The 26204-nt window shown below is 70.7% G+C and carries 26 protein-coding genes and 2 tRNA genes; 8 read left to right on the forward strand and 20 right to left on the reverse strand.

Annotated features, from left to right (window positions below; all coding sequences use genetic code 11):
* Positions 1 to 21: 21 nt before the first annotated feature.
* From glf to ACTIF1_RS14830, 5 genes are all read right to left on the reverse strand, one after another.
* The gene (gene glf, locus ACTIF1_RS14810; RefSeq protein ID WP_439597210.1) at positions 22 to 1188 is read right to left on the reverse strand and encodes a UDP-galactopyranose mutase; all 1167 of its coding nucleotides are present in this window, start codon (positions 1186 to 1188) and stop codon (positions 22 to 24) included.
* Positions 1181 to 2395, reverse strand: coding sequence for a glycosyltransferase family 1 protein (locus ACTIF1_RS14815; RefSeq protein ID WP_439597211.1), 1215 nt, complete (start codon positions 2393 to 2395; stop codon positions 1181 to 1183). Before ACTIF1_RS14815 ends, glf begins: the two co-directional genes overlap by 8 nt.
* Positions 2396 to 2575: 180 nt before the next feature.
* Positions 2576 to 3556 carry a hypothetical protein gene (locus tag ACTIF1_RS14820; RefSeq protein ID WP_439597212.1) on the reverse strand — a complete coding sequence of 327 codons (981 nt, stop codon included), beginning with the start codon at positions 3554 to 3556 and terminating at the stop codon, positions 2576 to 2578.
* 57 nt (positions 3557 to 3613) lie between these two features.
* Complete coding sequence (locus tag ACTIF1_RS14825; RefSeq protein ID WP_439597213.1) at positions 3614 to 4348, reverse strand: DUF1194 domain-containing protein; 735 nt, start codon at positions 4346 to 4348, stop codon at positions 3614 to 3616.
* A gap of 314 nt (positions 4349 to 4662) precedes the next feature.
* Positions 4663 to 5595, reverse strand: a complete 933-nt coding sequence (locus tag ACTIF1_RS14830; RefSeq protein WP_439597293.1) for a hydrogen peroxide-inducible genes activator — start codon at positions 5593 to 5595, stop codon at positions 4663 to 4665.
* 124 nt (positions 5596 to 5719) lie between these two features.
* Here ACTIF1_RS14830 and ACTIF1_RS14835 point away from each other — a divergent pair, with 124 nt between their 5' ends.
* The 3 genes from ACTIF1_RS14835 to ACTIF1_RS14845 all read left to right on the forward strand — a co-directional run bounded on the left by ACTIF1_RS14835 (position 5720) and on the right by ACTIF1_RS14845 (position 7836).
* Positions 5720 to 6295 (forward strand): peroxiredoxin, encoded by a 576-nt coding sequence (locus ACTIF1_RS14835; RefSeq protein WP_439597214.1) that lies wholly within the window; start codon positions 5720 to 5722, stop codon positions 6293 to 6295.
* Positions 6296 to 6416: 121 nt separating this feature from the next.
* Positions 6417 to 6965, forward strand: a complete 549-nt coding sequence (locus tag ACTIF1_RS14840; RefSeq protein WP_439597215.1) for a carboxymuconolactone decarboxylase family protein — start codon at positions 6417 to 6419, stop codon at positions 6963 to 6965.
* Positions 6966 to 7089: 124 nt separating this feature from the next.
* Entirely contained in the window at positions 7090 to 7836 is a 747-nt protein-coding gene (locus tag ACTIF1_RS14845) for a cache domain-containing protein (protein WP_439597216.1), read from the forward strand.
* A gap of 11 nt (positions 7837 to 7847) precedes the next feature.
* On the opposite strand, the gene ACTIF1_RS14850 is transcribed toward ACTIF1_RS14845, so the two are convergent.
* From ACTIF1_RS14850 to ACTIF1_RS14865, 4 genes are all read right to left on the reverse strand, one after another.
* Positions 7848 to 9128 carry a TRAP transporter large permease gene (locus tag ACTIF1_RS14850; RefSeq protein WP_439597217.1) on the reverse strand — a complete coding sequence of 427 codons (1281 nt, stop codon included), beginning with the start codon at positions 9126 to 9128 and terminating at the stop codon, positions 7848 to 7850.
* A gap of 7 nt (positions 9129 to 9135) precedes the next feature.
* Complete coding sequence (locus tag ACTIF1_RS14855; RefSeq protein WP_439597218.1) at positions 9136 to 9681, reverse strand: TRAP transporter small permease; 546 nt, start codon at positions 9679 to 9681, stop codon at positions 9136 to 9138.
* Entirely contained in the window at positions 9681 to 10682 is a 1002-nt protein-coding gene (gene dctP, locus ACTIF1_RS14860; protein ID WP_439597219.1) for a TRAP transporter substrate-binding protein DctP, read from the reverse strand. The genes ACTIF1_RS14855 and dctP overlap by 1 nt, the downstream gene beginning before the upstream one ends.
* Before the next feature lie 156 nt (positions 10683 to 10838).
* Positions 10839 to 10913: transfer RNA gene (locus tag ACTIF1_RS14865), tRNA-Val, on the reverse strand.
* A gap of 125 nt (positions 10914 to 11038) precedes the next feature.
* On the opposite strand from ACTIF1_RS14865, the gene ACTIF1_RS14870 reads away from it, so the two are divergent.
* Positions 11039 to 11929 (forward strand): N-formylglutamate amidohydrolase, encoded by an 891-nt coding sequence (locus ACTIF1_RS14870; protein WP_439597220.1) that lies wholly within the window; start codon positions 11039 to 11041, stop codon positions 11927 to 11929.
* Between the two features lie 256 nt (positions 11930 to 12185).
* Here the strand turns inward: ACTIF1_RS14870 and ACTIF1_RS14875 are convergent, their stop codons facing one another.
* The 5 genes from ACTIF1_RS14875 to ACTIF1_RS14895 form a co-directional block, all read right to left on the reverse strand.
* On the reverse strand, positions 12186 to 13760 hold the full coding sequence (locus ACTIF1_RS14875; protein WP_439597221.1) for an ArnT family glycosyltransferase: 1575 nt from the start codon (positions 13758 to 13760) through the stop codon (positions 12186 to 12188).
* Between the two features lie 129 nt (positions 13761 to 13889).
* A complete protein-coding gene (locus tag ACTIF1_RS14880) occupies positions 13890 to 14876 on the reverse strand; it encodes a Bug family tripartite tricarboxylate transporter substrate binding protein (RefSeq protein ID WP_439597222.1) in 987 nt (328 codons plus the stop codon).
* A gap of 79 nt (positions 14877 to 14955) precedes the next feature.
* The gene (locus ACTIF1_RS14885) at positions 14956 to 15381 is read right to left on the reverse strand and encodes an acyl-CoA thioesterase (protein ID WP_439597223.1); all 426 of its coding nucleotides are present in this window, start codon (positions 15379 to 15381) and stop codon (positions 14956 to 14958) included.
* Positions 15381 to 16607 carry a thiolase family protein gene (locus ACTIF1_RS14890; protein WP_439597224.1) on the reverse strand — a complete coding sequence of 409 codons (1227 nt, stop codon included), beginning with the start codon at positions 16605 to 16607 and terminating at the stop codon, positions 15381 to 15383. The genes ACTIF1_RS14885 and ACTIF1_RS14890 overlap by 1 nt, the downstream gene beginning before the upstream one ends.
* Positions 16604 to 18379 (reverse strand): feruloyl-CoA synthase, encoded by a 1776-nt coding sequence (locus ACTIF1_RS14895; protein ID WP_439597225.1) that lies wholly within the window; start codon positions 18377 to 18379, stop codon positions 16604 to 16606. The genes ACTIF1_RS14890 and ACTIF1_RS14895 overlap by 4 nt, the downstream gene beginning before the upstream one ends.
* Before the next feature lie 114 nt (positions 18380 to 18493).
* Between ACTIF1_RS14895 and ACTIF1_RS14900 the strand changes: the two genes are divergently transcribed.
* From ACTIF1_RS14900 to ACTIF1_RS14915, 4 genes are all read left to right on the forward strand, one after another.
* Positions 18494 to 18967 (forward strand): MarR family winged helix-turn-helix transcriptional regulator, encoded by a 474-nt coding sequence (locus tag ACTIF1_RS14900; protein ID WP_439597226.1) that lies wholly within the window; start codon positions 18494 to 18496, stop codon positions 18965 to 18967.
* A gap of 61 nt (positions 18968 to 19028) precedes the next feature.
* Positions 19029 to 19802 (forward strand): crotonase/enoyl-CoA hydratase family protein, encoded by a 774-nt coding sequence (locus ACTIF1_RS14905; protein WP_439597227.1) that lies wholly within the window; start codon positions 19029 to 19031, stop codon positions 19800 to 19802.
* 2 nt (positions 19803 to 19804) lie between these two features.
* Positions 19805 to 20563 (forward strand): SDR family NAD(P)-dependent oxidoreductase, encoded by a 759-nt coding sequence (locus tag ACTIF1_RS14910; RefSeq protein ID WP_439597228.1) that lies wholly within the window; start codon positions 19805 to 19807, stop codon positions 20561 to 20563.
* 116 nt (positions 20564 to 20679) lie between these two features.
* Positions 20680 to 20913: a hypothetical protein gene (locus ACTIF1_RS14915; protein WP_439597229.1), complete on the forward strand. Its 234-nt coding sequence runs from the start codon at positions 20680 to 20682 to the stop codon at positions 20911 to 20913.
* A 28-nt stretch (positions 20914 to 20941) separates the two neighbouring features.
* On the opposite strand, the gene ACTIF1_RS14920 is transcribed toward ACTIF1_RS14915, so the two are convergent.
* From ACTIF1_RS14920 to ACTIF1_RS14945, 6 genes are all read right to left on the reverse strand, one after another.
* Entirely contained in the window at positions 20942 to 22552 is a 1611-nt protein-coding gene (locus tag ACTIF1_RS14920) for a hybrid sensor histidine kinase/response regulator (RefSeq protein ID WP_439597230.1), read from the reverse strand.
* 183 nt (positions 22553 to 22735) lie between these two features.
* A tRNA-Met gene (locus tag ACTIF1_RS14925) sits at positions 22736 to 22812 on the reverse strand.
* 38 nt (positions 22813 to 22850) lie between these two features.
* Positions 22851 to 23948, reverse strand: coding sequence for a tRNA 2-thiouridine(34) synthase MnmA (gene mnmA, locus ACTIF1_RS14930; RefSeq protein ID WP_439597231.1), 1098 nt, complete (start codon positions 23946 to 23948; stop codon positions 22851 to 22853).
* Positions 23945 to 24640 (reverse strand): TenA family protein, encoded by a 696-nt coding sequence (locus ACTIF1_RS14935; protein ID WP_439597232.1) that lies wholly within the window; start codon positions 24638 to 24640, stop codon positions 23945 to 23947. The genes mnmA and ACTIF1_RS14935 overlap by 4 nt, the downstream gene beginning before the upstream one ends.
* A 2-nt stretch (positions 24641 to 24642) precedes the next feature.
* Positions 24643 to 24972, reverse strand: a complete 330-nt coding sequence (locus ACTIF1_RS14940; RefSeq protein WP_439597233.1) for a ferredoxin family 2Fe-2S iron-sulfur cluster binding protein — start codon at positions 24970 to 24972, stop codon at positions 24643 to 24645.
* 8 nt (positions 24973 to 24980) lie between these two features.
* Positions 24981 to 26204: a cysteine desulfurase family protein gene (locus ACTIF1_RS14945; RefSeq protein ID WP_439597234.1), complete on the reverse strand. Its 1224-nt coding sequence runs from the start codon at positions 26202 to 26204 to the stop codon at positions 24981 to 24983.

Genomic DNA, 26204 nt, shown 5'->3' on the forward strand with positions numbered 1-26204 from the left:
AGGGGGAGAGGGCCTCCGCACTCAATCCCCCGCGGCGACGCGGGCGGCCATCAGGTCGTTGACCGCCATCGGCGGCACCACCTTCTGGATGCGCGCGAAGGTCGCCAGCGCCTGACCGACCACCTGGTCCATGTTGTAGTAGCGATAGGTCGCCAGCCGCCCGACGAACCACGTATCCCGCTCCGCATCCGCCAGCGCCTCGTAGCGCTTGTACAGCGCCTGGTTCTCCGGCCGGGGGATCGGATAGTAGGGGTCGCCCTCGGCCGCCGGGAATTCATAGGTCACGCTGGTCTTCGGATGCACCTGGCCGGTCAGGTACTTGTATTCGGAGACCCGGGTGAAGGGCGTGGACTCCGCCGGGTGGTTCACCGTGCCGGTCGGCAGCGCCTGCGCCTGGTCCAGCGTCTCATGCTGGAAGCGCAGGCTGCGATAGGGCAGGCGCCCGAAGCGATGGCCGAAATACTCATCCACCGGCCCGGTCCAGATCACGCGCCGGAAGCTGAAGCGCTTGCGCGCCTCCGCGAAATCCACCCCGGTGCGGACGGTGATGTTCGGGTGGTTCAGCATCTTCGCGAACATCGCGGTGTAGCCGTCCCGCGGCATCGCCTGGAACCTGTCGGTGAAATAGCGGTCGTCGCGGTTGGTGCGGGTCGGCACCCGCGCGGTGACGGACTTGTCCAGCTCGCTGGGGTCCAGCGCCCATTGCTTGCGCGTGTAGCCGCGGAAGAACAGCTCGTACAATTCCCGGCCGACCTTGCCGACCACGACATCCTCGCTCGAGCGCACCACGTCCACCTGCTCGGCGCGTTCCGCGAACCAGGCTTCCAGCTGGTCCTCGGTCAGGTTCAGCCCGTAGAGCGTATTGATGGTGTCGAGGTTGATCGGCATCGGCACCTGCACCGTCTCGCCGGTGGTGGGGCTCACCACCTCGGCCAGCACGCGGTGCTCATAGGGGCGCCACTCGGTGAACTTCGACAGATGCGCGAAGACCGCCTCGCTATTGGTGTGGAAGATATGCGGGCCGTAGCGGTGGATCATCACCCCGGCGGCATCCAGGTGGTCATAGGCATTGCCGGCGATATGCTCGCGCCGGTCGATCACCAGCACGCGGTCGCCCCGTTCCGCCGCGAGGCGCTCCGCCAGGATGGAACCGGCAAAGCCGGCGCCGACGACGAGCCAATCAAACATGAGCCACCCCCGTTGCCATCGCGGCGGCGGGCACAGTGCCGGCCGCCGGTCGTCCGGACCGGCGGGCGAAGGCCTGTGCCTCCTCGCCGATCAGCGCCTGCATGCGGGACCAGGTCAGGTCCCAGGAATTCTGGGCGAGCTGCGCATCGACCCGCGCCAGGAAGGGCGCGCGCTTCTGGCGCAGCAGCCGGTCCGCCTGTTCGGCCAGCTCCGCCGCGCTGGTGACGATCTCGACCAGCCCCGCCTCGCCATAGTCGCGCACCACATCGACCACGGGCGTGGACAGCACCGGCAGGCCGGCGGCCAGGAATTCGGGGGTCTTGGTCGGGCTGATGAAGCGCGTGCTCTCATTCAGCGCGAAGGGCATGAAGCCCAGGTCCCAATGCGCCAGATAGGCCGGCAGGTCGGCGTAGCTGCGGCCGCCGAGCCAATGCAGGTTGGGCCCCTGCGGCAGGCTGGCCGGGTCGATCTTCACCACCGGCCCCAGCATCACCAGCTGCCAGTCGCGCCGCAGCGCGGCGAAGGCGGCCACCAGCTCCAGGTCCATCCGCTCATCGATCACGCCGAAGAAGCCCATGCGCGGGCGCGCGATGCCGGCCATGGACTCCGGCTCCGGCAGCCCGGTGCGGGCCTGGCCGAAATGCGCGGTGTCGATGGAGGAGGGGAAGCAATGCACCTCCGGGTGGCGGTCCTGCTTCGCCTCATAAAGGCTGCGGCCGCCGGTGAAGACCAGGTCCGCCCGCTCCAGCAGCCGGCGCTCCATCTCCAGCATGGCGGGCGGCGCGCCGCGGAAGGCGGACAGCTCGTCCATGCAGTCATAGACGGTGACATCCGGCTTCAGCTGGTCCGCAAAGCCCAGCGCCATCGGCGTATAGAACCAGGCAATCAGGGGTCGGCCAGCCCGTTCCTTCAGCAGGCCCTCCATCAGGTGCCGCTGCGCGGCCAGCGATGCCGCGCCATCGCAGCCGTGCGGCAGCACCGGCACCGCGCGCAGCACGCCACCCGGCTGGGGCGTCAGGTCCAGCCGCGCGGCGGGCACAGCATCGAAATGCGGCTCCTCGAAGAAGATCACCTCATGGTCGCGCGCGGCGCGCGTCATCAGGTGCTGCGGGCGCTGGAACACGAAATCCCACCGCAGATGGGAAAGGCACAGCAGCACGGGCCGGGCCTCGCCGCCGGGGCCTGTCGCGGGAGCAGCCATCGTCATCCTGGTCTCCTGTGACCAGCCTCCGGGCACGCATTGACGGCGTCGCGCGGCGTGGTTCGGCCGCTGCCCCGGACCTGCTGGATGTCCTGATGGCGGATCAACGCCCATGCGGCGCCGCAGTTCCTGCCATGGCCGGAACGGCCCATGCGCGTCGCCGGCGAAGCGGCAGCCTCGCCCCGGTCAGGCCCCGAGGCGGCGGCCGAGCCAGCGGCGCCAGGCCGGCGCCTCACGCTGCTGCAGCCGCGCCAACAGCCCGTCATGCAGCCCGGCCAGCGCCAGCCGCATGCGCCGTTCCGCCGCATGGGCCGCCTGCAGGTCCCGGCAGCGCGCCTCCAGCCGCGCCGCCTCGGCCTGCGCGGCCTCGGCCGCCTGGGCCGCCTCCGTCACCCGCGCCAGGCGCCGCAGATCCTCCTGCCGCAGCCGCGGGCCGGGCGGGAAGGCGATGCCATGCAGCCGGAACTGCCGATCGAGGTAGCTGCCCTCGGGCGGCGCCAGCCACTTGGGCAGGCCACCGCAGCGGAAAATCTCGTTCCACAGGTGCTGGAAACAGGCCCCCGCCGCCGCCGCCGCCACCTCCTCCCTCCGGCCGGGGTCGAAGACGGCGAAGGCCTGGGTGAAGTGCCAGGGATAGGCGATGCCATGCGCGGCGGCCTCGCCCAGCCGCCCCGCCTCCCGCAGCGAGGCCGTCAGCAGCCGCGGGCCGGAAGTGCCCCAGGGCCGGCCCGGCGCGAAGGCACCGCGCGCCGCCAGCATCGCCGGCAGCAGCGCATCCCCCGGCGGCAGCCGCAGGATGGCATTGCCGACCAGCGCGCGGTCCGGCCCCTCCCAGGCGAAGAAGCCGGGCCCCTCGGGCGGATCGGGCGCCAGGCAGAGCACATCGGTATCCACCCACCAGCCAGGCTCGCGCGCCAGCAGCGTGTAGCGGAACAGATTGGCGAAGCCCGCGATGCTGCCGCGGCCCAGCCCGCTTTCGTAGAAGAAGATGCGCTCCGGCGGCAGGATCCCGGCCGCATCGCGCCGCACGACGCCCGCCGGCACCGCCAGCTCCGCATCATAGGTGAACAGCTCGATCCGATGACCCTGCCGGACGAAGCTGGCCAGGCACAGCGCCTCATAGGGGCTCAGCGCACCCCCGTGCCAGAAACTGCGGAATAACGCCAAGCGCCGGTCCCCGTCCGTATCGGTGGGACCATGGTTCAAGCCGGTGGCAAGCTGAACCTACCCCGCCTTCACGAAGCCGTTCGCTTCCGGCAGGCCGGCAATCTCCCGGATCAGCTTGCGCCGCACGGCCTGGCCGAAATCGTTGAAATCCTCCGCCGCGATCATGAAGGCGCCCGGCCCGCCGATCACGCTCTCCCGGAAATAGATATCCAGCGGAATGGGCGGGCGACGACCGAAGGTCGGACGATCATTCAGGATCGGCAGGCCATTGATGGTGATGCCCTCGGCCACCGCGCGGTCGCGCGCCTCCTCCGCCGGCGGGCCACTGTTGTTCACCCCATCGCCGGAGACATCGATGACCCGGCGCGTCGGCTCGAAAGGGCAATCCTCCAGCGTGCGGCGGGAGAAATCGATGGCACCCGAAACCGAAGTCCAGGACAGCGAAGCCCGCGGCGCCTCCGCCAAGGCACTGGCCCAGACCTCCGCCTGCATCTGGCTGCCGATCCGGGTCCAGGGCAGCACCAGGCGCTGATACTCCAACCCGGCCCACTCCACATAAGCGACCGCGATGCCACCCATCATGCCACCGCGGATCGCCTCCATCAGGCGGGGATCCGTCATCGCGGTCCGATACCCCTCCCGCTGCAGCCGCGCCTCATCCTCATCGATCGAACGACTGACATCGACCGCCAGGACCAAGGCAACATCGACAGGCTCATTGGCCCGCGCCTGGCGGGAAGCAGGCAGAGCAGCCGCGGCACCCGCCGCGGCAAGAAGGGACCTGCGGCGCATCCGCGACCTCCCGCTGCATGACAAGCCACCATGCAACCGCACCGTGCCGCGCCGACACAAGCACGAAGATGCCGGGCTGATGTGGCGCGTGGCGACAGCAGGGGGGACGCTGTCCCCCCTGCACCCCCCTGCCAAGGGGCAGTGGCCCCTTGGAACCCTTTGATTCATGAACGGAAAGGGTGAGGGGCCGGCGGTTCCGCATGTTCGGCGGTCCCTCCAGCCCCTCACCCTTTCCGTTCAAGGTCCTGAGGTCCAGGAGGCCACTGCCTCCTGGCGGGGAGGGTGCAGGGAGGGGCAGCGCCCCTCCTTGCAAATCACCCCGCGCCCGCCCCCTCGTTCAGTGCCGCCGCCACGGTCGGTGCGAGCCCGGCGAATTCCGCGGCGCGTGGGCTGCGGGGGCGCCAGGCGAGGGCGAGGATGCGGCCGGGGGTGGCGGTGCCTTCCAGGGGGCGGGTGATGACGGGGCTGTTGCCCAGGATGCCGCCGTCGAGGGCGAGTTGCGGCAGCAGGGTGATGCCGAGGTTGCCGGCGACCATTTGGACGAGGGTGTGCAGGCTGGTGGCGGCGAAGCCTTCGTCGTTGTTCGTGCCGATGCCGCGGGGCAGGCCGCAGGCGGCTTCGGCGTGGGCGCGCAGGCAGTGGCCGTCTTCCAGCAGCATCAGGCGTTCGCCGGCCAGGGCTGAGATGGGCACCGAGTCGCGGCTGGCCAGGTGGTGGCCGCGCGGCAGGGCCAGGCGGAAGGGGTCCTGGGCCAGAGGCAGGGTTTCCATGGTGCCGGCGGCCGGCAGTGCGAGGAGGAGGAGGTCGAGTCGGCCGGCTTCCAGTCCGGCGACCAGGCGGTCCGTCAGGTCTTCGCGCAGCCAGAGGCGGAGCCGCGGATAGGCTTCCCGAAGGGCCGGCATCAGGCGCGGCAGCAGGAAGGGGCCGATGGTCGGGATGACGCCGAGGCGGAGGGGGCCGGAGAGCGGGTCGCGGGAGGTGGCGGCGGTTTCTGCCACGGCTTCGAGGGCGGCGAGTGCGGTGCGGGCGCGGGCGACGAGTTCGAGGCCGAGCGGGGTGAAGACCGGACGTTTCACCGCCGTGCCGCGTTCCAGCAGGCCGGCGGCGAGTTGCCGCTCGAGGGCGATCAGCCCGGCGGAGAGGGTGGATTGCGTGACCGCGCAGGCCGCCGCCGCGCGGCCGAAATGGCCGTGGTCGGCGAGTGCGACCAGGTAGCGGAGCTGTTGCGGGCTGGGGAGGAGCATGATCGATGAAACCGATTGAAACCTGGAAAACTATTCATTGGCACGCTTTGCTGCACTGCGCCATAGAGGCGCCGTGACGGCGAAAGCCTTAACAAGACCTGCGAAAACCTCCCCAGGAGTGCCCTGCATGCTGACCGTTGGCGACAAGTTCCCGGCTTTCAAGCTCACCGCCGTCAAGGGCGGCAAGGAGGGTCTGCTGGGCCCGGGCAAGTCCTTCACCGAGATCACCGAGACGACGGATGCCGGCAAGTGGAAGGTCGTGTTCTTCTGGCCGAAGGACTTCACCTTCATCTGCCCGACCGAGATCGCGGCCTTTGGCAAGCTGAACGGCGAGTTCGCGGATCGTGACACCGTGCTCTACGGCGCCTCGACCGACAGCGAGTTCGTGCACCTGAACTGGCGCGTCTACAACGAGGATATCCGCAACCTCGAGATCCCGATGCTCGCCGATACCAAGCGCGAGCTGTCCGAGGCGCTCGGCATCCTCGACAAGGCCGAGGGCGTGCCACTGCGTGCGACCTTCATCGTGGACCCGGAGGGCACGATCCAGTGGGCCGCCGTGAACGGCCTGAATGTCGGCCGCAACCCGCAGGAAGTGCTGCGCGTGCTCGACGCGCTGCAGACGGACGAGCTGTGCCCCTGCAACTGGGAGAAGGGCAAGGACGTCCTGAACCCGCAGCAGCTGTTCGAGAAGGCCGCCTGATTTCAAAGCCCTCTCCCCCCTGCGGGTGGAGAGGGCTTCCTCCCGCGGCTCGATGCATGCCCCTGATCTCCCGTGCTCGCACGGGCGATTTTGGATGCGCCAGAAATCAAGGTTCCTCCCCATGTCCCTCGAAGCCATCCGCGCCCGCCTTCCCGAATACGCCAAGGACCTGAAGCTGAACCTCGGCTCCCTGGCCTCCGAGCCGGTGCTGAACCAGCAGCAGCGTGCCGGCACCTTCGTCGCCTCCGCCATCGCCAGCCGCAATGCGGAGCTGACCGCCGCGATGGTCGCAGAATTCGGCGCGCAGTTGTCGCCGGAGGCGCTGACCGCCGCCAAAGCCGCGGCCGCCATCATGGGCATGAACAACGTCTACTACCGCTTCACCCATCTGGTGGGCGGTGACTATGCCACCATGCCGGCCAAGCTGCGCATGAACGTCATGGCGAAGCCGGGCGTCGAGAAGGTGGATTTCGAGCTCTGGTCGCTCGCCGTCTCCGCCATCAACGGCTGCGGCATGTGCATGGAAAGCCATGAGAAGATCGTGCTGCATGGCGGGCTGAGCAAGGAGCAGGTGCAGGCCGCGGTGCGCATCGCCGCCGTGGTGCATGCGACGGCCGCGACGCTGGATGCCGAGGATGCGGTGGCCGGCGAGCTGCGCGCCGCCGCCTGAGCCCCTACCAGGCTTAACCCCGCGCTAACGCCCCCCTGGTAGCCTGGCCAAGTGACTTGGCCTCGGGGGTTTCGCTGTGACCAGGATGGGACAGCGCCACGGTCGATTCGGCAGGCGCGCGGCATTGGCGGGTGCCGCAGGACTCGGTGCGGCAGCCTGGCTGCTGCACCAGGGCCGCACCCCTGAACAGGTGGGGGAGGCCCATCCGCCACCGTCCCACCTGGAATTCGCGGCGCAACGCCTGACCCTGGCGCTCGATCTGCGGTGGCAGGCGCATCTGGACGTGGCACGCAGCATCTCCGGCATCCTGGCCCGGCCCGGGCAGGATCCGGTCAGCCAATCCGCCGCGATGCGTCAGGTGATGAATGCGATCCAGGAGGCATTCTCCCCGGTGGTCTGGATGGGCGTCGCCCAGGCCCGTAGCGGCGCGGTGGTCAGCGCCACGCAGGGCATCCTCGAAGGCGCCGATGTCAGCCACCGTCCCTGGTTCGCCGCCGGGCTGCAGGGCCCCTATGCCGGTGACGTGCACGAGGCGGTTCTGCTGCAAAACGTGCTGCACGGCCCGGCGCAGCAGGAGCCCTTGCGGCTGGTCGACTATGCCTGCCCGCTGCGCGATGCTCAGGATTCGGTTGTGGCCGTGCTGGCCTCGCATCTGGACTGGAACTGGATCAAGGGCCTGGTCCGGCAATCGCTGCTGCCCAGGGGAAGGCATCTGGTCCTGCTGAGCCGGACCGGCAGCGTGCTCTTCGCCCAGGATGGCGCGCCGCTCGACGATCTGGACGCCCTGCCGCGGGCGCCGCTCCGCCAGGCGGCGGACGGGCCCTCCTTCGGCTGGAGCGTGATCGTCACCGGCACCGAGGCCGCGGTTTAGCCCTCCGACCCCTACCCGCCGTAGCCCGCGACGCGCGGCAGCCAGAGCGCGATCTCCGGGAAGGCGATCAGCATGGCGGTGCCGCCGGCCAGCATCAGCATATAGGGCAGGATCGAGCGGTTCACCTCCGCCAGCGGCGCGCCGGTGATGGCCTTGATCACCACCAGGTTCAGCGCCACGGGCGGGGAGATCAGCGCCATCTCCAGGCTCAGCGTCAGCAGGATGCCGTACCAGACCTTGTCGATGTCGAGCGTCGCCAGCAGCGGCAGGATGGCCGGCATGGTCAGCAGGATGATGGAAAAACTCTCCAGCACCAGGCCGAGCAGGAACAGCAGCACCATCATCGCGATGAGGAAGCCGGTGCGCGACAGGCCGAAATCCGCCACCAGTTGCGTCAGCTCCTGCGGCACGCGCAGCTTGGTCAGCATATAGCCGTAGATGGCGGCCCCCGCGATGATCAGCAGCAGCATGGCGGAGGTGCGCGTCGCCTCCTGCACCCCATGCACCAGGTCGCGCCAGGACAGCGTGCGGTAGATCAGCGCCGCGATCACCAGGGCATAGAGCGTGCCGGTGCCGGCGGCTTCCGTCGCCGTGAAGACGCCGAGATAGATGCCGCCGAGCACGAAGATCGGCAGGGACAGCGACCAGCCGGCACGGGCCAGTGCCAGGTGCACCGCCTCCGGCACCGGCTCATCCGCCGGCACCACGGCGCGGCCCTCGGTGATGAAGCAATAGGCGGCGAAGACCAGGGCCATCAGCAGGCCGGGGATCAGCCCCGCCAGGAACAGCGCGGCGACGGAGGTATCCGTGACATAGGCATAGAGCACCATCGGCGCCGAGGGCGGGATCAGGATGCCCAGCGTGCCGCCGCCCGCCACCACGCCGAAGGCGCCCTTCCGGGACATGCCGTAGCGCAGCATCTGCGGGATCGCGATCTTGCCGATGGTGAGCGCGGTGGCCACCGAGCTGCCGCTGATTGCGGCGAAGATGGTGCAAGCCACCACGGTGGCGATGCCGACGCCGCCACGCACGCCGCGCAGCAGCGCGAAGGCGGCGTTGTAGAGGTCATCCACGACCTTCCCGCGCACCATGATATGGGCCATCAGCATGAAGAGCGGGATGGCCACCAGCAGGTAGCCGTCCAGCTTGCCGATCACCATTTCCCCAAGTGCCGGGACGGCGCCTTCGACATAGAAAAGAACGCCGAGCGGCAGCAGGAACAGCGCCGCGAACATCGGCATGCCGAGCCAGAGCAGGACGATCAGCGCGCCCAGAAGCAGCAGGAAGGTCACGCCTGTTCTACTCCGCCCGGGCGAGCGGATCGCGCGGCAAGGTTTCGCTGTCGCCGTCCGGCAGGTATTCGGGCTCGACGCCCAGCAGCAGCAGCAGGGACTGGCAGGCGGCCACCAGCAGCAGCAGCGCGGCGCCCACCGGCATCAGCGCCTGGATCCACCAGGCGGGCACGCCCTCCAGGTCGGTCATCATGCCGACCATGCGGCTGAACTCCACCATCTCGATCCCCGCCTGCAGCAGCAGCGCGGCGACCAGGGCCACGGAGAGGGTGCCGACCAGATGCACCAGGCGCACCAGTCGCGGGCCCAGCCGTTCCCGCGCGATATCGACGCCGATATGCTCGAAGCGGCGCTGCGCCTCGGGCGAGGCCAGCATGACCACGCCCACCACCAGCCAGCCGGCCACCTTGTCCGTCCAGGGCACCGGCTGGCCGAGCAGGTAGCGCATGCCGACCGCATAGGCGATCAGCGCGACGCAGGACAGGGTCAGCACGCCGCCCAGCGCGCCGGCGCCGCGCACCACCCAGCCGACCGCGCGCTCCAGCCCCCGCATCAGGCGGCGGGGATGGCGCGCAGCAGCTCGACGGCGCGCGGGCCGCCGTCCGGCGCCATGCGGTTGAAGGCGGCGATGACCGGGGGCTGCATCGCCGCCTGCCAGGTCACGGCCTCCGCCGCCGTCTGCTCATGCACCGTCATGCCGCGCTCGCGCAGCGTGGTCAGGGCGGCGGTGGCGGTATCCTCGGTGATCTGGATCTGGTCCTGCTCGGCCTTGCGGGCCGCGGCCTCGATCGCCGTGCGATGCGCGGCATTCAGCCCGTTCCACCAGCGCGGATTCACATAGACATGGCTGATGACGGAGAAATAGGGCGCCACGGTGCCGAACTTCTGGATCTCATAGTAGCGGCGCGACACGGCGGCGGAGATGTCGGTCAGCCCCGCATCCAGCACGCCCGATTGCAGCGCCTGCGATACCTCCGGCCCCGGCATGGCCGACGGCGCGGCGCCGACGGCGGACAGCGCATGGTCGGTCAGCGCGTTCAGCCCGCGGATCTTCATGCCCTGGAAGTCCGCCAGGTTGATGATCGGCTTGCGGTTGGAGGTGAAGATGCTCTGCCGCGTGGTATAGAGCCACATCAGGTTGCGCACCGCGCGGCGCTCCAGCAGCCCTTCCATGAACTTCGCGGCCTCGCTGCCGGGGAAGCGGCGGATGCGCTCGATATCGGTGAACAGATAGGGCAGCGTCGGCGCGTTCATCTCGGGGATGGTGGTGCCCCATTGGAAGTTCACCGCCGCTGCGGCCTCGAAGGCGCCCCGCGCCACGCCGGGGAAGTTCTCATTGGCCTTGGCGAGCTGCTCCGCCGGGAAGACCTGCACCTCCACCTGGCCATTGCTGCGCGCCTTCACATCCTCGGCGAAGGCCGCCATCACCCGCGCATTGTGGTGCGAGGGCGGGAACTGGTGCGACAGGCGCATGGTGACGGCCGCCTGCGCCGCGGCGAGGCGCGGCAGCGCGGGCGTGGCGACGGCGGCGGCGAGCAGGTGGCGGCGGCGCATGGCGTGGGGTCCTCCGATGATTGGGCCGGACCATGAGGGCAGAGCCTCGCGCCGGTCAACCTTCCGGGAGGCGCCGACTGGCACCGAACCCAGCTTCTTTCAAGGGAAGGCCGCAGATCGGCCGGAGCATCCCGGAGCGGACCGGGAAAGACTGGATGGTGGGCGCGACAGGGATTGAACCTGTGACCCCCGCCGTGTCAAGGCGATGCTCTACCGCTGAGCTACGCGCCCATCCAGGGATGCGGGGAATAGCCAAGCGCGCGCCGGGGCGCAACCCCACCCGGGTGGATGAGGGGCATGGAAACCGGATGCGGGGATGACAATGCCGCCCCCTCTGTGGCTTGATCCTGCCACAGATGGACATGCCACTCCCCGCCACCGCCCTGCCCGCCGGGCCGCCAGCCGAGCTGCCACCCTTCCTGGTGGCGCGGCCGGAGCGGCAGAGCGTGCCGCTGGTCTTCGCCTCGCCGCATAGCGGCGCGCATTACAGCGCGGAATTCCTGGCCGAGGCGCGGCTGGACCCCACGGCGCTGCGCCGCAGCGAGGACAGTTTCGTCGACGAGCTTTTCGCCGCCGCCCCCGCGCATGGCGCACCACTGCTGACGGCGACCTTCCCGCGCGTCTTCTGCGATGCGAATCGGGAGCCCTGGGAGCTGGACCCCGGCATGTTCGACGGCCCCCTTCCCGCCTGGGTGAACAGCGCCAGCCCCCGCGTTGGTGCGGGCCTCGGCACCATCGCGCGCATCGTCGCCTCCGGCGAGACGGTCTATCGCCACAAGCTGGCCTTCGCCGAGGCCGAGGCGCGGATCCGGCACTACTGGCAGCCCTATCACACGGCCCTGGCAAGCCTGATCGCGGAAACGCGGGAGGCCTTCGGCTGCTGCCTGCTGATCGATTGCCATTCCATGCCGGCGCATCCGGCGCATGGCGCCAATCCGGCGGATTTCGTCCTCGGCGATGCGCATGGCACCGCCTGCGCGCCGCGTGCGCCGCGGCTGGTGGAGGAGACGCTGGGCGGCATGGGCTATCGCACCCGGCGCAACGACCCCTATGCCGGCGGCTATGTCACCCGCCACTATGGCCGGCCGCGGGAGGGTGTGCATGCGTTGCAGATCGAGGTGGCGCGCAGCCTCTATATGAACGAGGCGCGGGTGGAGCGGGCGCCGGGCATGCAGCCCCTGACGCGCGACCTGTCCCGGCTGATCGGCGTGCTGGCCCGGGCGGATTGGAGCGCGCTGCGCCCCTGAGCCCGCGCCCTGCACCTCGCCCGCACCGCCTGATGCCCCTGATGTCCTGGACGAAAAAAAAGGCGGTCCCGTGAGGGACCGCCGAGTTTAGGGAGGAAACGTCCAAGAAAGACAGACAACCCGGCAACGCCGTGTTGCTGCGATGCACAATCTAGAGCGGAGGAAGGGTTCCCGCAAGGGGGATTTTGCAGTGCAGCATAACCGGAATGTTGCAATGCAGCTATGCGCTGGGCGCGCATGATTAACCAACAGTCGGTTAAGAAGCGGCGGGCGCCGTCTCCGGAGCACTTCGCAGCCGATAGATCTCGACCGGACCGCGCTGCTCCGCCACTGTCGCGGCCAGCTCATAGCCTTCAGCCACCGCCGCCAGAACCTGCGCCGCCGCCGCCGGGCGCATGGTCTGCATCCAGGCGCGATCCACCACAATCACCCGCGGCCGCGCCGCCAGCACCCGCTCCAGCTCCGCATGGGTGCTGGTATCGGAGAGATCCTCGAAATAGCCGGTCAGGTGCGGCGGGAAGGGAAAGCGGGTGGCGATCCGCACGCCGGCGATGACATAGACGCTGGTGTGGTAGTTCGCGATGAAGGCGTCGCCCCCCGGCCCGGCCGCCGCCGCCACCGCCGCCGCCACCTCCCGCACCGGGTCGCGATGCATCAGGCCCGGGCCGCGTTCCAGCCGGCCCTGCATCTCCGGCACCCAGCCCTGCAGCGCCAGCACCAGCACCAGCCCGGCCAGCACCGGCCGCGCCAGGCCTGGGCGGGCCACCAGCCGCGCCAGGTGCCAGGCGCCGATCGCCGCCAGCAGGGACAGGGAGGGCAGCCATAGAAGAAAGTAGTGCTCGAAGAAGAAGCCAGGCCCCGCGATGGCCAGGCTTGCGGTGCCGAACCAGGCCACGGCCACCGCCGCCAGCAGCGCCATCATCCGGCGCGGCCGCCACAGCGCCAGCGCCACCAGGGCGGCCAGGAACATCAGGGTGAGCTGCACCGCCGCCGCGCCGATGCGCCGCGCGGCCTCGGCAGGGTCGATCCGCTCCATCGAGTAGCGGAAGGGTGCCAGGATGGAGCCGTCGAGGTAATCCGCCAGCCAGCCCTGCGCCCAATAGACCAGCAGGAAGGCCAGGAAGGGCGTGGCGCAGAGCGCGGCATAGGCCGCCGCCATGGCCAGCGCCCGCCGCCAGGGCAGCAGCCGCCGCCACAGGGCCGGGCCCAGCAGCACCGCAAAGGCCAGGCAGCCGGTCGGCACCGCCACCTGCTTCACCACCAGCGCCCAGCCCACCAGCAGCCCCATGGCGACCAGCGCGCCCCAGCCCGGCGCGCGCGGGTCGGGCCCCAGCGACCGCACCGCGCCCTGGATGGCAAGGGCCATGGCCGTGGTGACGAAGGGCGCGATCAGCAATTCGGTATTGGTGCAGAGCCCGCTGAGCAGCAGCGTATGCCCGGCATAGATGATGGCCGCCGCGGTGCCGACGCTGCGTGGCGCACCCGCCGCCCGCGCCGCGCCGAACAGCGCGCAGCCGGTGGCGATGACGCAGATCAGGCCGAGCAGCCGAACCGCCTCCACGGAGACGCCGAAGGCCAGGAAGGCCAGCGCGAACATCGCCGGCGCGCCGATCGGGTGCATGTCCCAGGCGGCAACCAGCGGCCAGCCGCCGTTCAGCCATTCGCGGGCCTGCACCATGTACAGCCCCTCATCCGTATCGACCACGGCGGGGACGAAGCTGGTCAGCCGCAGCAGCACCGCCGCGGCGACAATCAGCAGGATGCAGGCCGCATCCGCCCAGCGGGGCGGTTCGGTGCGGGTGGTGACGTAAAGGCTCTGGCCGTCCGGCATGGCATCTCACGCGGGCGTGAGGGGCCCGCGCGCCACCCATCCCAAAGGTGGCGCGCGGATGCAACCCGCTTTCGGCACCGATCTACCGCCGATGCATGGCTTTCCCCGGGCGACGCCGGGGCAGCCTGCCTAATTCTCCGGCTTGAAGCCGCTTTCCTGCACGATGGTCGCGTATTCCGCCCGCTCCCGCCGGATCAGGTCGGCAAAGGCCTGCGGGCTGGCGGAGACGGTGGGCAGGTATTCCAGCCGATCCAGCGCCGCCACCATCTCCGGCGTCCGCGCCACCTGGCCGATGGCGGCATGCAGCCCGTTGACGATGGCCGCCGGGGTATTGGCCGGCAGCAGCACACCGAACCACTCGTCCTTGGTGAGTGCGGGATGGCCGAGCTCGGCGAAGGTCGGCAGGTCCGGGTAGCGCGCATTGCGCTGGGGCGAGGAGATGGCGAGCATCCGCGCCCCGGTGCCGTGCTGCGGGGAAATATCGTTCAGCACGCCGATGAACAGCGGCAGCCGCCCGCCGACCAGGTCCTGCACCGCCGGCGCCGCGCCGCGATAGGGCACATGGGTCATCCGCGCGCCCACCGCCTTGCCCAGCATCTCGCCCAGGAAGTGTGGCGCGGAACCGGCGGCCGGCGAGGCGAAGGGCACCTCCCCCGGCTGCGCCTTCAGCCAGGTCACCAGCTCCGCAAAGGTCCTTGCCGGATGCGAGGCCGGGACGGCGGCGGCGAAGGGGAAGGAACAGACGGTGGAGACCGGGGTCAGGTCCGTCAGCGCGTCGTAGCGCACCTCCCGCGGGAAGACGTGCGGCTGCAGGGTGAGCATGGAGGCGGGGGTCTGCAGGTAGATGCTGCCATCGGCCTCGCCGGCCTTCACCGCCTCCACCGCGATGCGCCCGGCGGCGCCGACGCGGCCCTCCACGATGATATTGGGCGCGAAGAGGCCGCGCAGCTTGTCGGCATAGAGCCGCGCCACGACGTCCGACGACCCGCCGGCCGGGAAGCCGACGATGGCGCGGACCGGGCGGTTGATGGTCTGGGCGATGGCGGGGGCGGCCAGGCCGGTGAGGGCGGCGGCGCCGAGGCCCAATACGCCTCGGCGGGGAATGGTCAGGCTCATCTTGGTCTCTCCTCCTGCGGCGTCGTTGCGCCTCTTGTTGCGAACAATGCCCGGCTGCTGGCCGGGCACCAACGGATATTCAGCCGAAGGCCGCAATGACCTCCGGCGGGATGGTCACGCCGCGGATGCGCGCCGGGTCGTCCGGATGGCGGCCGGCCCAGACCCGGGTCTCGAAGCCCTCGACGGCCAGCGTGCCGTCCTGCCGCAGCAGGCGATGCGTGACGTCGAAGGAGGAGCGGCGGAAGGCGGTGACCTGCGTCTCCACCACCACCTCATCCCCGAAGGTGCAGGGGGTGGAGAATTTCGCGCGGGTGTCGACCATCGGGATGCCGATGACGCCATGCGCGGCGGCCCAGTCGCGCTGCGTCATGCCGAGGGCCTGCTGGAACAGGAAGGCGGTGCAGGCGTCGAAATAGGCGAAATAGCGCGGGTAGAAGACGATGCCGGCGGCATCGCAGTCGCCCCATTCGATGGTCAGGGCGCGACGGTTGACCAGGCTGGGCATCAGGCGGCCTCGATCAGCAGCGCGATGCCCTGCCCGCCGCCGATGCAGGCGGAGGCGATGCCGTAGCGGCCGCCGCGCAGGCGCAGCGCGCGGGCGCAGGTGACGGCCAGGCGGATGCCGGTGGCGGCCAGCGGATGGCCCAGCGCGATGGCGCCGCCATGCACGTTCAGCCTGTCCTCATCCAGGCCGAGTTCCCGCGCACAGGCCATCACCTGCGCGCCGAAGGCCTCGTTGATCTCGACCAGGTCGATCCGGTCCAGCGTGAGGCCGGTGCGGTCCAGCAAAGCGCGGATTGCCGGCACGGGACCGATTCCCATGATCTCCGGCGGGCAGCCCACCGCCGCCGCCGCGACCAGTCTCGCGAGCGGTTTGCCGGCCCGCGCATGGGCACCGTCGCAGACCAAAGCGGCGGCGGCGCCATCGACCACGGCGGAGGAATTGCCGCCGGTCTGCACCCCCCCGAAGGCCGGCCTGATCTTTGCGAGCGCCTCCACCGGCGAGGGGCGCGGGTGGGTATCGGCAGACAGTTCCGCCACCTTGCGTGGCAGGGTGATGCCGCGATCCCGCAAACCCTCGCGGGCAAAGGTCGTGCTGGTGACGGTCAGCACTTCCTCGTCGAAGAAGCCGGCCTCGCGTGCCGCCAGCGCACGCTCAAAGGAGCGCGCCGCATAGGCATCGACTTCGGCGCGCGAGATGGAATGACGCTTCGCGAGCTCCTCCGCCGTGCCGCCCATCGACAGGCCGCAGGCCGGATCGTCCAGCGCCTCCCACAGAAAATCCTTGAACTCCACGGGCGCGCCGAGGTCGAAGCCGGTGCGATGGGTGAAGGCGGCGATCGGGTTGCGGCTCATGCTTTCGGCGCCGACACACAGCGAAATGCCGGCGCCCTGCCGTTCCACGGCGGTCGCGCCCTGCACCAGCGCCTCGATCCCCGTGCCACACACCCGCTGCACCAGCAGCGCCGGCACCTCCATCCGCACGCCCGCATAGAGCCCGATATGGCGCGGCAGCATATAGGCATCGAAGCTCGCCTGGGCGACGGAGCCGGCGGCGACATGGCCGATGGCGGCGGGATCGATCCCCGCCTTGGCAATGGCGCCCCGCGCCGCCGCGATGCCCAGGTCGATCGGCGAGACCTTGGCCAGCACGCCGCCCAGATCGGCGAAGGGCGTGCGCGCGCCGGCCAGAAGCCAGGCGTCGCGCCATTCGGTGTGCAGGGCCGTCATGCCGTGATCTCCGCGAGGCACAAGATATCCGGCCCGGGCGGGTCGGCGTAGAGGCGTTCCACCAATGCCGCGCGCTGCGACAGCACGGCGCGCTGGTTGATCGAGCCCTTGTCGGTGATCTCGCCGGCATCGAGCGAAAGCGGCGCATCCAGCAGCACGGCGCGGGTGATGCGGTTGGAGCTGCCGGTGGCGGTCGCCGCCAGCCGCGCCAGCCCCGCCTCCAGCCGCGCCGGCAGATCCGTGACGCCGGCGCAGGCCTCGCGCTCCGGCAGCAGGATGGCGGCGAGCGCGTCCCGGTCCTGCCCGGCGATCACGGCATCCTTCACGTAAGGCGCCAGCGCCGCCACCAGCTTCGCGCGCAGCGGCCCGACGCTGACCCAGGTGCCGGTCGCCATCTTGAAGTCCTCGGTGATCCGCCCGTCGAAGCGAAACCCCTTGTGCAGGTCAGCGGGATCGAGCGGCACCAGCGCATCGCCGAACTTGTAGAAGCCCTCGTCATCGAAGGCGGCGGCGGTGGCCTGGGGGTTGCGCCAATAGCCCGGCGTGATGGAGGGGCCCTTCACCCGCGCCTCCATCTTGCCGGCGACGGGCGCCAGCTTCAGCGCGATGCCCGGCGCCGGCAGCCCGACGGCGCCAGACTCGGAAAACTCCTCGCGCACGATCAGGCAGAAGGGCGCGGTCTCGGTCGCGCCGAGGCCGGTGAACATCGGGATGCGCCGGCCGCGCTCGGCCAGCGCCAGGGCATCGAGCGCATCCCAGATGTGCTGCGGCAGGCCGGCGGCGGAGTAGAACATCATGTGGAGCTTCGCGAAGAAGCGCCGGCGCAGCGCCGCATCCTGCGTCAGGTGATGCACCAGCTCCTCGAATCCGCGCGGCACGTTGAAATGGATGCTGGTGGAGATCTCGGCCAGGTTGCGCAGCGTCTCGGCATAGCCGCCCGGCACCGGGCGCCCGTCATCCATGTAGAAGCTGCCGCCATTGTAGAGCGCCAGGCCGAAATTGTGGTTGCCGCCAAAGGTGTGGTGCCAGGGCAGCCAGTCCAGCAGCACCGGCGGTTCTTCGGCGACGAAGGGGAAGGCCTCGCGCAGCATCTGCTGGTTTGCGCACAGCATCCGATGCGTATTGACCACGCCCTTGGGCTGCCCCGTGGAGCCCGAGGTGAACAGGATCTTTGCCACGTCATCCGGCTGCACGGCGGCGGCGGCCTGGGCCACGGCCGCGGTCGGCGTGGTCGCCAGCAGGGCGGGCATGTCGGCGGCGGTCAGCACCTCGATGCCCTCCGGCACCGCCGCCGCCACGGCCTCGGCAAAGCGGCCCTTGTCATTGGCGAAGACGAGCCCCGGCGTCAGCAGCGCCAGGCAGTGCCGCAGCTTGGCAAAATCCCGCGCCAGCAGGGAATAGGCCGGGGAAACCGGCGCCACCGGCACGCCGACATGCAGCGCCGCCAGCGTCAGCATCGCCTGGTCCAGGCAATTGCCGGAGAGGAAGACCAGCGGCCGCTCCGCCGAAAGGCCGCGATCCAGCAGCGCCTGGCCCAGCGCCTGCACGCGGCGCCAGGCCTCGCCATAGCTGATCCGCAACCAGTCGCCGCCGCCCTGCCGCTGCGCGATCAGCGTGCGCTCCGGCGCCGCGGCGGCGAAATGCGCCAGCCGCTCCGTCATGCTGCGCGGATAGGCGCCGAGCTGCGGCACGGGCGTGACCAGCACGGCCCCATCGGGACGCTTGACGATCTGCACCGGGGCGGCGCCCATGGGCGGGCGGGCTGCGGACATCTCTTCCTCCCACGCCGCGCGGCTGCGAAGCCGCGGCGCTCGATTGTTATGTACCATAATAGTATGCTGCGCGGGCTCTTCCAAGCACTACCTGCAATCCTGTAAGCGACATCCATGGCCCTGCCCCGTCGCCTGCCCGCCGAACCGCGTCCGGCGGTGGAGCAAACCGACCTCGCACCGCTGGACGACAAGCTCGGCTTCTGGCTGCGCCTGGCGCAACAGGCCGGCTTCGATGCGCTGCAGCGCGGCCTCGGCCCGCTGGGGCTGACGCCGGGGCGGCTCGGCGTGCTGCTGCTGATCGAGGCGAATCCCGATATCCGCCAGGCGCTGCTGGCCGAGGCGCTGCGCATCAAGCCTTCCAACCTCACGGTGCTGCTGGCGGCGCTCGAACAGGAAGGGCTGATCCGCCGCGACGAGGAGGAGGGCAATCGCCGCGCCAACCGCCTGCGCCTGACCGCGGCGGGGCTGCGCCTGCTGCGCCAGGGCGAGGAAGCGGAGGCCGCCGCCGAGCGCCAATTGGCCGAAGCGCTGAGCCCGGCGGAGCGCCGCGCCCTGCTCACCGCGCTGCGCCGCATCGTTGGCGGCTGATCGCTTGCCGGCCGCCGGGCCGGACTCTACTGTTATGACACATAACAAATGAGGAACGCCGATGACCGAGGCACTGGTCAGCCTGGAGATTCGCGACTCGGTCGCCTGGATCGGCCTGAACCGCCCGGCCAAGCGCAACGCCATCAACGACGCATTGCTGGCGGCCCTGGATGCGGCCGTCGGCACGGCGCAGGCCTCGGCGCGGGCCATGGTGATCTTCGGCCAGGGCCCCTGCTTCTGCGCCGGCCTCGACCTCTCCGAGCACGGGGCGCGCAGCGCTGAGGCGGTGTTCCACCATTCCCGTTCCTGGCAAGCCACCTTCCGCCGCATCCGGACGGGGCGCATCCCGGCCATCGCGGCGATCCACGGCGCCTGCGTCGGCGGCGGGCTGGAACTGGCCGGCGCCTGCCATATCCGCGTGGCGGATGAGACGGCGATCTTCGCCCTGCCGGAGGGCTCGCGCGGCATTTTTGTTGGTGGCGGCGCCAGCGTGCATGTGGCGCGGCTGATCGGCACGGCACGGATGGCGGATATGATGCTGACCGGCCGCGCCCTGGATGCCGCCGCCGCCGAGCGCGCCGGGCTGGCGACCTATGTGACGGAGGCCGGCGGCGCGCTGGCCCAGGCCGCGACGCTGGCGGCGAAGGTCGCGCAGATGGCGCCGCTCACGGTGATGGGCGTGCTGCAGGCCCTGCCCCGCATCCAGGACATGGCGGAGGAGGACGGGCTTTTCGTCGAAAGCATGATGGCCGCCTTGGCGCAGACCGGGCCGGAGGCGCAGGCTGGCCTCGCCGCCTTCCTGGAGAAGCGGGCGGCCAGGCTGGGGGAGGGCTGACCATGAACCTTGCGAATGCATCCGCCGTCGTCACAGGCGGTGGTTCCGGCCTCGGCGCGGCGACGGCGGAGGCGCTGGCCAAGGCGGGCGCCAAGGTGGTGGTGGTCGATATCAACCGTGAGGCGGCCGAGGCCGTGGCCGCGCGCATCGGCGGCCTGGCCATCGCGGGCGACGTGGCGGAGGAAGCGCCCCTGGCCCAGGCGGTGGAAGCCGCCGCCGGCCTCGCCCCGCTGCGCCTCGCGGTGGCCTGCGCCGGCATCGCCCCGGCCGGCCGCGTCGCCGGCCGCCAGGGCCCGCACGACCTGGCGCTGTTCGAGCGGGTGATCCGCGTGAACCTGGTCGGCACCTTCAACCTGCTGCGCCTGGCCGCGGCGCGCATGACCACCAACGAGCCGCTCGCCGATGGCCAGCGCGGCCTGGTCGTCGCCACCGCCTCCATCGCCGCCTATGAGGGCCAGATCGGCCAATGCGCCTATGCCGCCTCCAAGGGCGGCGTGGTGGCGCTGACGCTGCCGGCAGCGCGGGAGCTTGCCCGCTTCGGCGTGCGGGTGGTGACCCTGGCGCCGGGCCTGTTCCATACCCCGCTGATGGACACGCTCACGCCGGAGGCGCGCGAGAGCCTGGGCAGGATGCCGCTGTTTCCGCCGCGGCTGGGCCAGCCCGAGGAATATGCGCGCATGGTGCTGGCGATTGCCGCAAACCCGCTGCTGAACGGGGAGACGATCCGCCTCGATGGCGCGCTGCGGCTGCCCCCGGCCTGAGCACCGCCGCGGTTCCGATCACGCTCCGCGGCGCAGGCCGGCGCGTCACCTTGCCGCCTTGATCGGCCTCTACCCCTGCGAGGGCGCATGCGCGCACCGGAACAGGAGGCTTGCCCATGGAGCCCGATCAAGCCGCGGCGATCGCCGCCCGAAATGCGGATCAGGTGGAGCGCGCCCGAAAGGCCGCGGCGCCGGAGGGCACGCTCGGCGACACCATCGTCCAGCTGGACAATCTGGGCACGGGGCTCGAGCTCGCGGGACGGCTGGGCGGCCTGGTGCTGGACGGGGTGAGGGCCGCCGGCCACTGCGTCGGCGCCGCCTGCGACGTCCTCGGCGCGATCGGCGACTGACCGCAACTTCGGCGGCGCCGGCCTTCCCTCAGGACGCGCGGCCCTGCTGCTCCAGCAGCGCCAGTTCCCGGGTCAGCTCCTCGACCCCGACCGGCTTGTGCAGGATGCGCAGCAGCGGATCGGCCGCCATGCGTTCGGCGAAGACCTTGTCCAGCCCATGCTCCACCTTGCCGGTCAGCAGGATCGTGGGCAGGCGCGTGAAGGCCGGCACGGCGCGGGCGGCATCGAGCAGCGCCAGCCCATCCATTCCCGCCATCTCGCAATCCGTCACCAGGAAGTCCGGCTCCTCCCCTGCCGCCAGCAGGGCCAGGGCGCCGGCGCCGCTGCTGGCCCGCACCACCGGATAACCCTCCTCGCCCAGGCTTTCGGCCAGGAAGTCGCGCACCAGCGCATCGTCATCCACCAGCAGCACACGGCGCCGCCGCGGTGCCGGCAGCGGCAGGGGCTGAACCTCCTCGCCGAGCTGGTCCGGTGTGGCGGCGGGCAGGCGGATGGTGACCGCGGTGCCGACGCCGGGGGCGCTCTCGATCTCCAGCGCGCCGCCCGATTGCTCGACGAAGCCGCGCGCCATGGCCAGGCCGAGGCCGGTGCCGGAGCCGACCGCCTTGGTGGAGAAGAATGGCTCCCCGGCGCGGGCCAGCACCTCGGCACTCATCCCTTCCCCGGTATCGCGCACCGTGAAGGTCACGCAGGGACCGTCCGCCAGCCCCAGGGCGGCGGCACGGTCCGGCGACAGCGTCTCGCTGCGCGCGCCGATGGTCAGGATGCCGCCGCGCGGCATGGCGTCGCGGGCATTGGTCGCCAGGTTCACCAGCACCGTCTCGAGCTGCCCCGGATCGGTCAGCAGCACGGGCAGCTGCGGCGCGACGTCGATCCTGATCTCGATATGGGTGCCGAGCGTATGCCAGAAGATCTCGCGCAGCCCGCCGAGCAGCCGGGCGGGATCCACCGGCTCCAGCCGCATCTCACCGCGCTTGGCGAAGGCCAGCAGGCGGCGGGTGACGGAGGCGCCGCGGCGCGTGGCTTCCTCCACCATCTGCGCCAGGTGGCGCACGGCCTCGGGGCTTTCCGCCCGCCGGCGGATCAGGCTCGCCCCGCTCTGCACGGCCTGCATGACATTGTTGAAGTCATGCGCCACGCCGCCGGCGAGCTGTCCCAGCGCGCGCAGCCGCTGATCCTGCGCCAGCTTCACATGCGCCGCCTCCCGCGCCGCCACCTCCTGGCGCACCCGCTCCTCCAGCAGCGTGTTCAGGCGCCGCAACTCCTCCGCCAGCCGGGCGCTGCGCTGCTGCTCATCGGCCAGCCGGGCCACGGCCGCGTTCATGCGGTGGATCACCAGGATGTCGATCAGGATGATCGAGATGAAGAAGACCAGGGCGATCCGGTCGGCGGTGGTCTTGAGGGCGAAGGAGCCATAGGGCTCGATGAAGAAGAACCAGGCGGCCAGGATGCTCAGCAGCCCGGTGAGCAGCCCCGGCCCCAGCCCGGCGAAATAGGTGGCCAGGAGCACGGCCGGGAAGAAGGTGAGGAAGGGGAAGCCGAGCGGCGGCAGGACCGGGGCGAGGGCGAAACGTCCGGCCAGCGCGACGGCGAAGAGGCCGACAGCGAGCAGACAGCCGCGGAGCGTGCCAAGGCCCACGAGCCTCGGAGAGCGCCACCAGTCACTGAGCGGAGGGCGTGACAATGGGCGCCTCATTGCGGCAAGCGAATGATTTCGCGCGGTCGCGCTGCATCCGTCTTAACGAGGCGCAGGGGTCGAATCAACAGAGCGCGAGCCCGACGCCGGGCCGCTTCGACCTGCCCGGGCACTTGTCCGGGGAAATGGTAGCGGCGAGCGGACTTGAACCGCTGACCCCGGCATTATGAGTGCCGTGCTCTAACCAGCTGAGCTACGCCGCCCCTGGGCGAAAGAGGCATGCCCCTTGGGCGGGCCGCGATTACGCCGCGGCCACCCGGCTGTCAATCTCGGCGGCGCGCAGGAAGCCACCGCCCAGCACCCGGTCGCCGTCATAGACCACGCAGGCCTGGCCGGCGGCGACGATGTTCGGCTCCTGCAGCGTCACGCGCATCACCTGCGCGGCGGCATCCCAGGCCACCAACGCGCCGCGCGGCGCCTCCCGCCCCCGCAGCTTCACCTGGACGGGACGCGGCGCCTGCGGCGGGGTCACCAGCCAGTTCACCTCGCCGGCCACCGCCTCGGTCCGGGCGAGGGCCGCGCGGGGCGCCACGACGATCCGTCGCCGCCCCGGCTCGATGGCATGGACAAAAAGCCGCTCGCCGGACCCGCCGCCGAGGCCGAGGCCCCGCCCCTGCCCCACCGTGTAACGCCCGATGCCCTGGTGCTGGCCGATCACCTGGCCGGAGAGGTCGACGATCTCCCCCGGCTCCGCCGTTTCGGGGCGCAGCTTCGCCACCAGCCGGTCGTAGCTGCCTTCCGGCACGAAGCAGATGTCCTGGCTGTCCGGCTTGGCGGCCACGGCGAGGCCCAGCCGCTCCGCCACCGCGCGCACCGCCGCCTTGTCCGGCATGTCGCCCAGCGGGAAGCGGCAGAAATCGAGCTGCGCGCGGGTCGTCGCGAAGAGGAAGTAAGACTGGTCCCGCACGGGGTCCGCCGCGCGGTGCAGCTCCGCGCCCTCCGGCCCCTCGACGCGGCGGGCATAGTGGCCGGTGGCCAGGGCCTCGCAGCCGAGGTCCTGGGCCAGCTCCACCAGGTCCTGGAACTTCACCGTCTGGTTGCAGCGGATGCAGGGGATGGGCGTCTCGCCGCGGGCATAGGTGGCGGCGAAATCGTCGATCACGGCGGCGCGGAAACGGCTTTCGCGGTCCAGCACGTAGTGCGCGATGCCGAGCGTCTCCGCCACGCGGCGGGCATCGTGGATGTCCTGGCCGGCGCAGCAGGCGCCCTTCTTCTGGATGGCGGCGCCGTGGTCATAGAGCTGCAGGGTGGCGCCCACCACCTCATGCCCCTGCTCCACCAGCAGCGCGGCGACGACGCTGCTGTCCACGCCGCCGGACATGGCCACCAGCACTCTCATGAAGCGGCGGCGTCCAGCCCCTGCTGCCAGAAGCGCTGCTCCAGTCGCGCCGCCTCGCCGAAGGTGGCGGCCAGCATGGGGAAGCGGGCGGCGCCGCCATGGCTCACGCCCAGCGCATCGATCCGCGCCGCGGCGGCACGAGCGAGCGACTGGTAGCCGTCGGAGCCATAGGCCTCGATCCAGCTCTGGTAGGGATTGCCCTCAACCTTCCGCGCCGGGTCGGCCAGGATGCGCAGCGCGACCTCGGCATAGCCCACGGTGCAGGGTGCCAGCGCCACCTCAAGGTCCAGGATGTCGCCGGCCAGGCCGCGGTCGATGACGTAGCGGGTGTAGCTGACCGTCTCCGCCGATTCCGGCGTGGCGCGGACCTTGCTCTCCGGGATGCCCCATTCGGCACAATAGGTCAGGTGCATGGTCGTCTCGGCCAGGATCGCCTGGATGGAGGCGGTCTTCTCCCGCATCGCTTCCAGGCTTTCGGCCTTGAAGACGGCCAGGGCCTTGGCGCGGGCGAACTGGATCAGGAAGAGGTAGTCCTGGATCAAAAAATCCTGGAAGGCGGCCAGCGGCAGGGTGCCGGCCGAAAGCTGCCGGCAGAAGTCATGCCAGGTATAGGCCTGCCAATCCGCCGCGCAGTCGGCGCGCAGGCGGCGGAACAGCCCGCCCTCGGCGCCGAAATCCTCCCAGGCCGACATGCTCAGCCGCCGGCGTTGCGCGTGCCGGCCGGCAGCTTCACCACCAGCCCGTCCAGCGCATCCGTCATGATGATCTGGCAGCCGAGCCGCGAGGTCTCCTGCAGGTCGAAGGCGAGGTCGAGCATATCCTCCTCATCCTCCGTCGCATCGGCCAGCTTGCCGTACCAGCCGGCATCGACCACCACATGGCAGGTGGAGCAGGCGAGCGAGCCCTCGCAGGCGCCCTCGATATCCACGCCGTGCTTGTGGGCAATCTCGAGCACCGAAAGGCCGAGCGGCGCCTCGACTTCCTTCCGGTTCCCGTCCCGCTCGATGAAGGTCATCTTCGGCATGTCAGCCTCTACTCCGCCGCGCTGGCCCTGGGGGTCTGGCCCGGGGCATCCCTGTTGTCCGAGGACTCCATGGCCCGGCGCCAGGCGGCGGCCAGGGCCGCGGCTGCTCGATCCACATCCAGGGGCGAGGTAAAGCGGCCCATGCCGATGCGCAAGGTCGCGCGTGCCTGTTCGGGCGGCAGGCCCAGCGCCTGCAGGACATAGGAGGGCTCGACCTCGGCCGAGGAACAGGCCGAGCCGGTGGAGACACACACCTCCGGTGCCGCTTCCATGATGGCCTGGGCGGTGACGCCGCCCGGGAAGCTCAGCGAGAGATTGCCGGCGACGCGCGCCGCCTGGCTGCCATTGACGAGAAGGCCCGGCACCGCGGCTTCCAGAGCGGTGCGAAAACGGTCCCGCTGCCCTGCGATGCGGCCGGCATCCAGCATCCCCTCCAGCGCCGCGATCCGGCAGGCCTCGCCGAAACCCACGATCAGCGGCGCCGGCAGGGTGCCGGAGCGCAGGCCGCGTTCCTGCCCGCCGCCGGAGAACAAGGGTGCCAGCCGCACCCGCGGCCGCCGGCGGACATAGAGCGCGCCGATCCCCTTGGGCCCGTAGATCTTGTGCGCCGAGAGCGACATCAGGTCGGCCTGGATCTCCGCCACATCCAGCGGAATCCGCCCCGCCGCCTGCGCCGCATCGGTATGGAACAGCGCCCCATGCGCCTTCGCCAGGGCGCCGATGGCAGCAAGATCCTGCACCACGCCGATCTCGTTGTTCACCGCCATGACTGAGACCAGCAGGGTCGGTTCCGCGGCCAAGGCCGCTTCCAGTTCGGACAGGTCCAGCAGCCCGTCCGGCCGCACCGGCAGGACCAGCGGCGCGAAACCCTCGGCAGCCAGGTCCCGCACGCTCTCCAGCACGCATTTGTGCTCGGTGGCGAGGGTGATGACGCGTCGGCGTTCGCTGCCCTGGACGGCGGCGAAGCGGGCGGCGCCCTTGATGGCCAGGTTGTTGGATTCCGTGGCGCCGGAGGTGAACAGGATCTCGTTCGGCTCGGCGCCGATCAGCTCGGCCACATGGCCGCGCGCCTCGGCCACCGCCGCCTCCGCCTCCCGCCCCATGCCGTGCTCGACGGAGCCGGGATTGGCGAAATTCTCCTCCCACCAGGGGCGCATGGCCGCCAGCACCCTGGGGTCGGCCGGGGTGGTGGCGTGGTTGTCGAGATAGATGGGGCGGTTGGGACGGGTCAT

Source organism: Falsiroseomonas sp. (genome assembly GCF_051860665.1).
In the GTDB taxonomy this organism is placed as follows: Bacteria; Pseudomonadota; Alphaproteobacteria; order Acetobacterales; family Acetobacteraceae; genus Falsiroseomonas.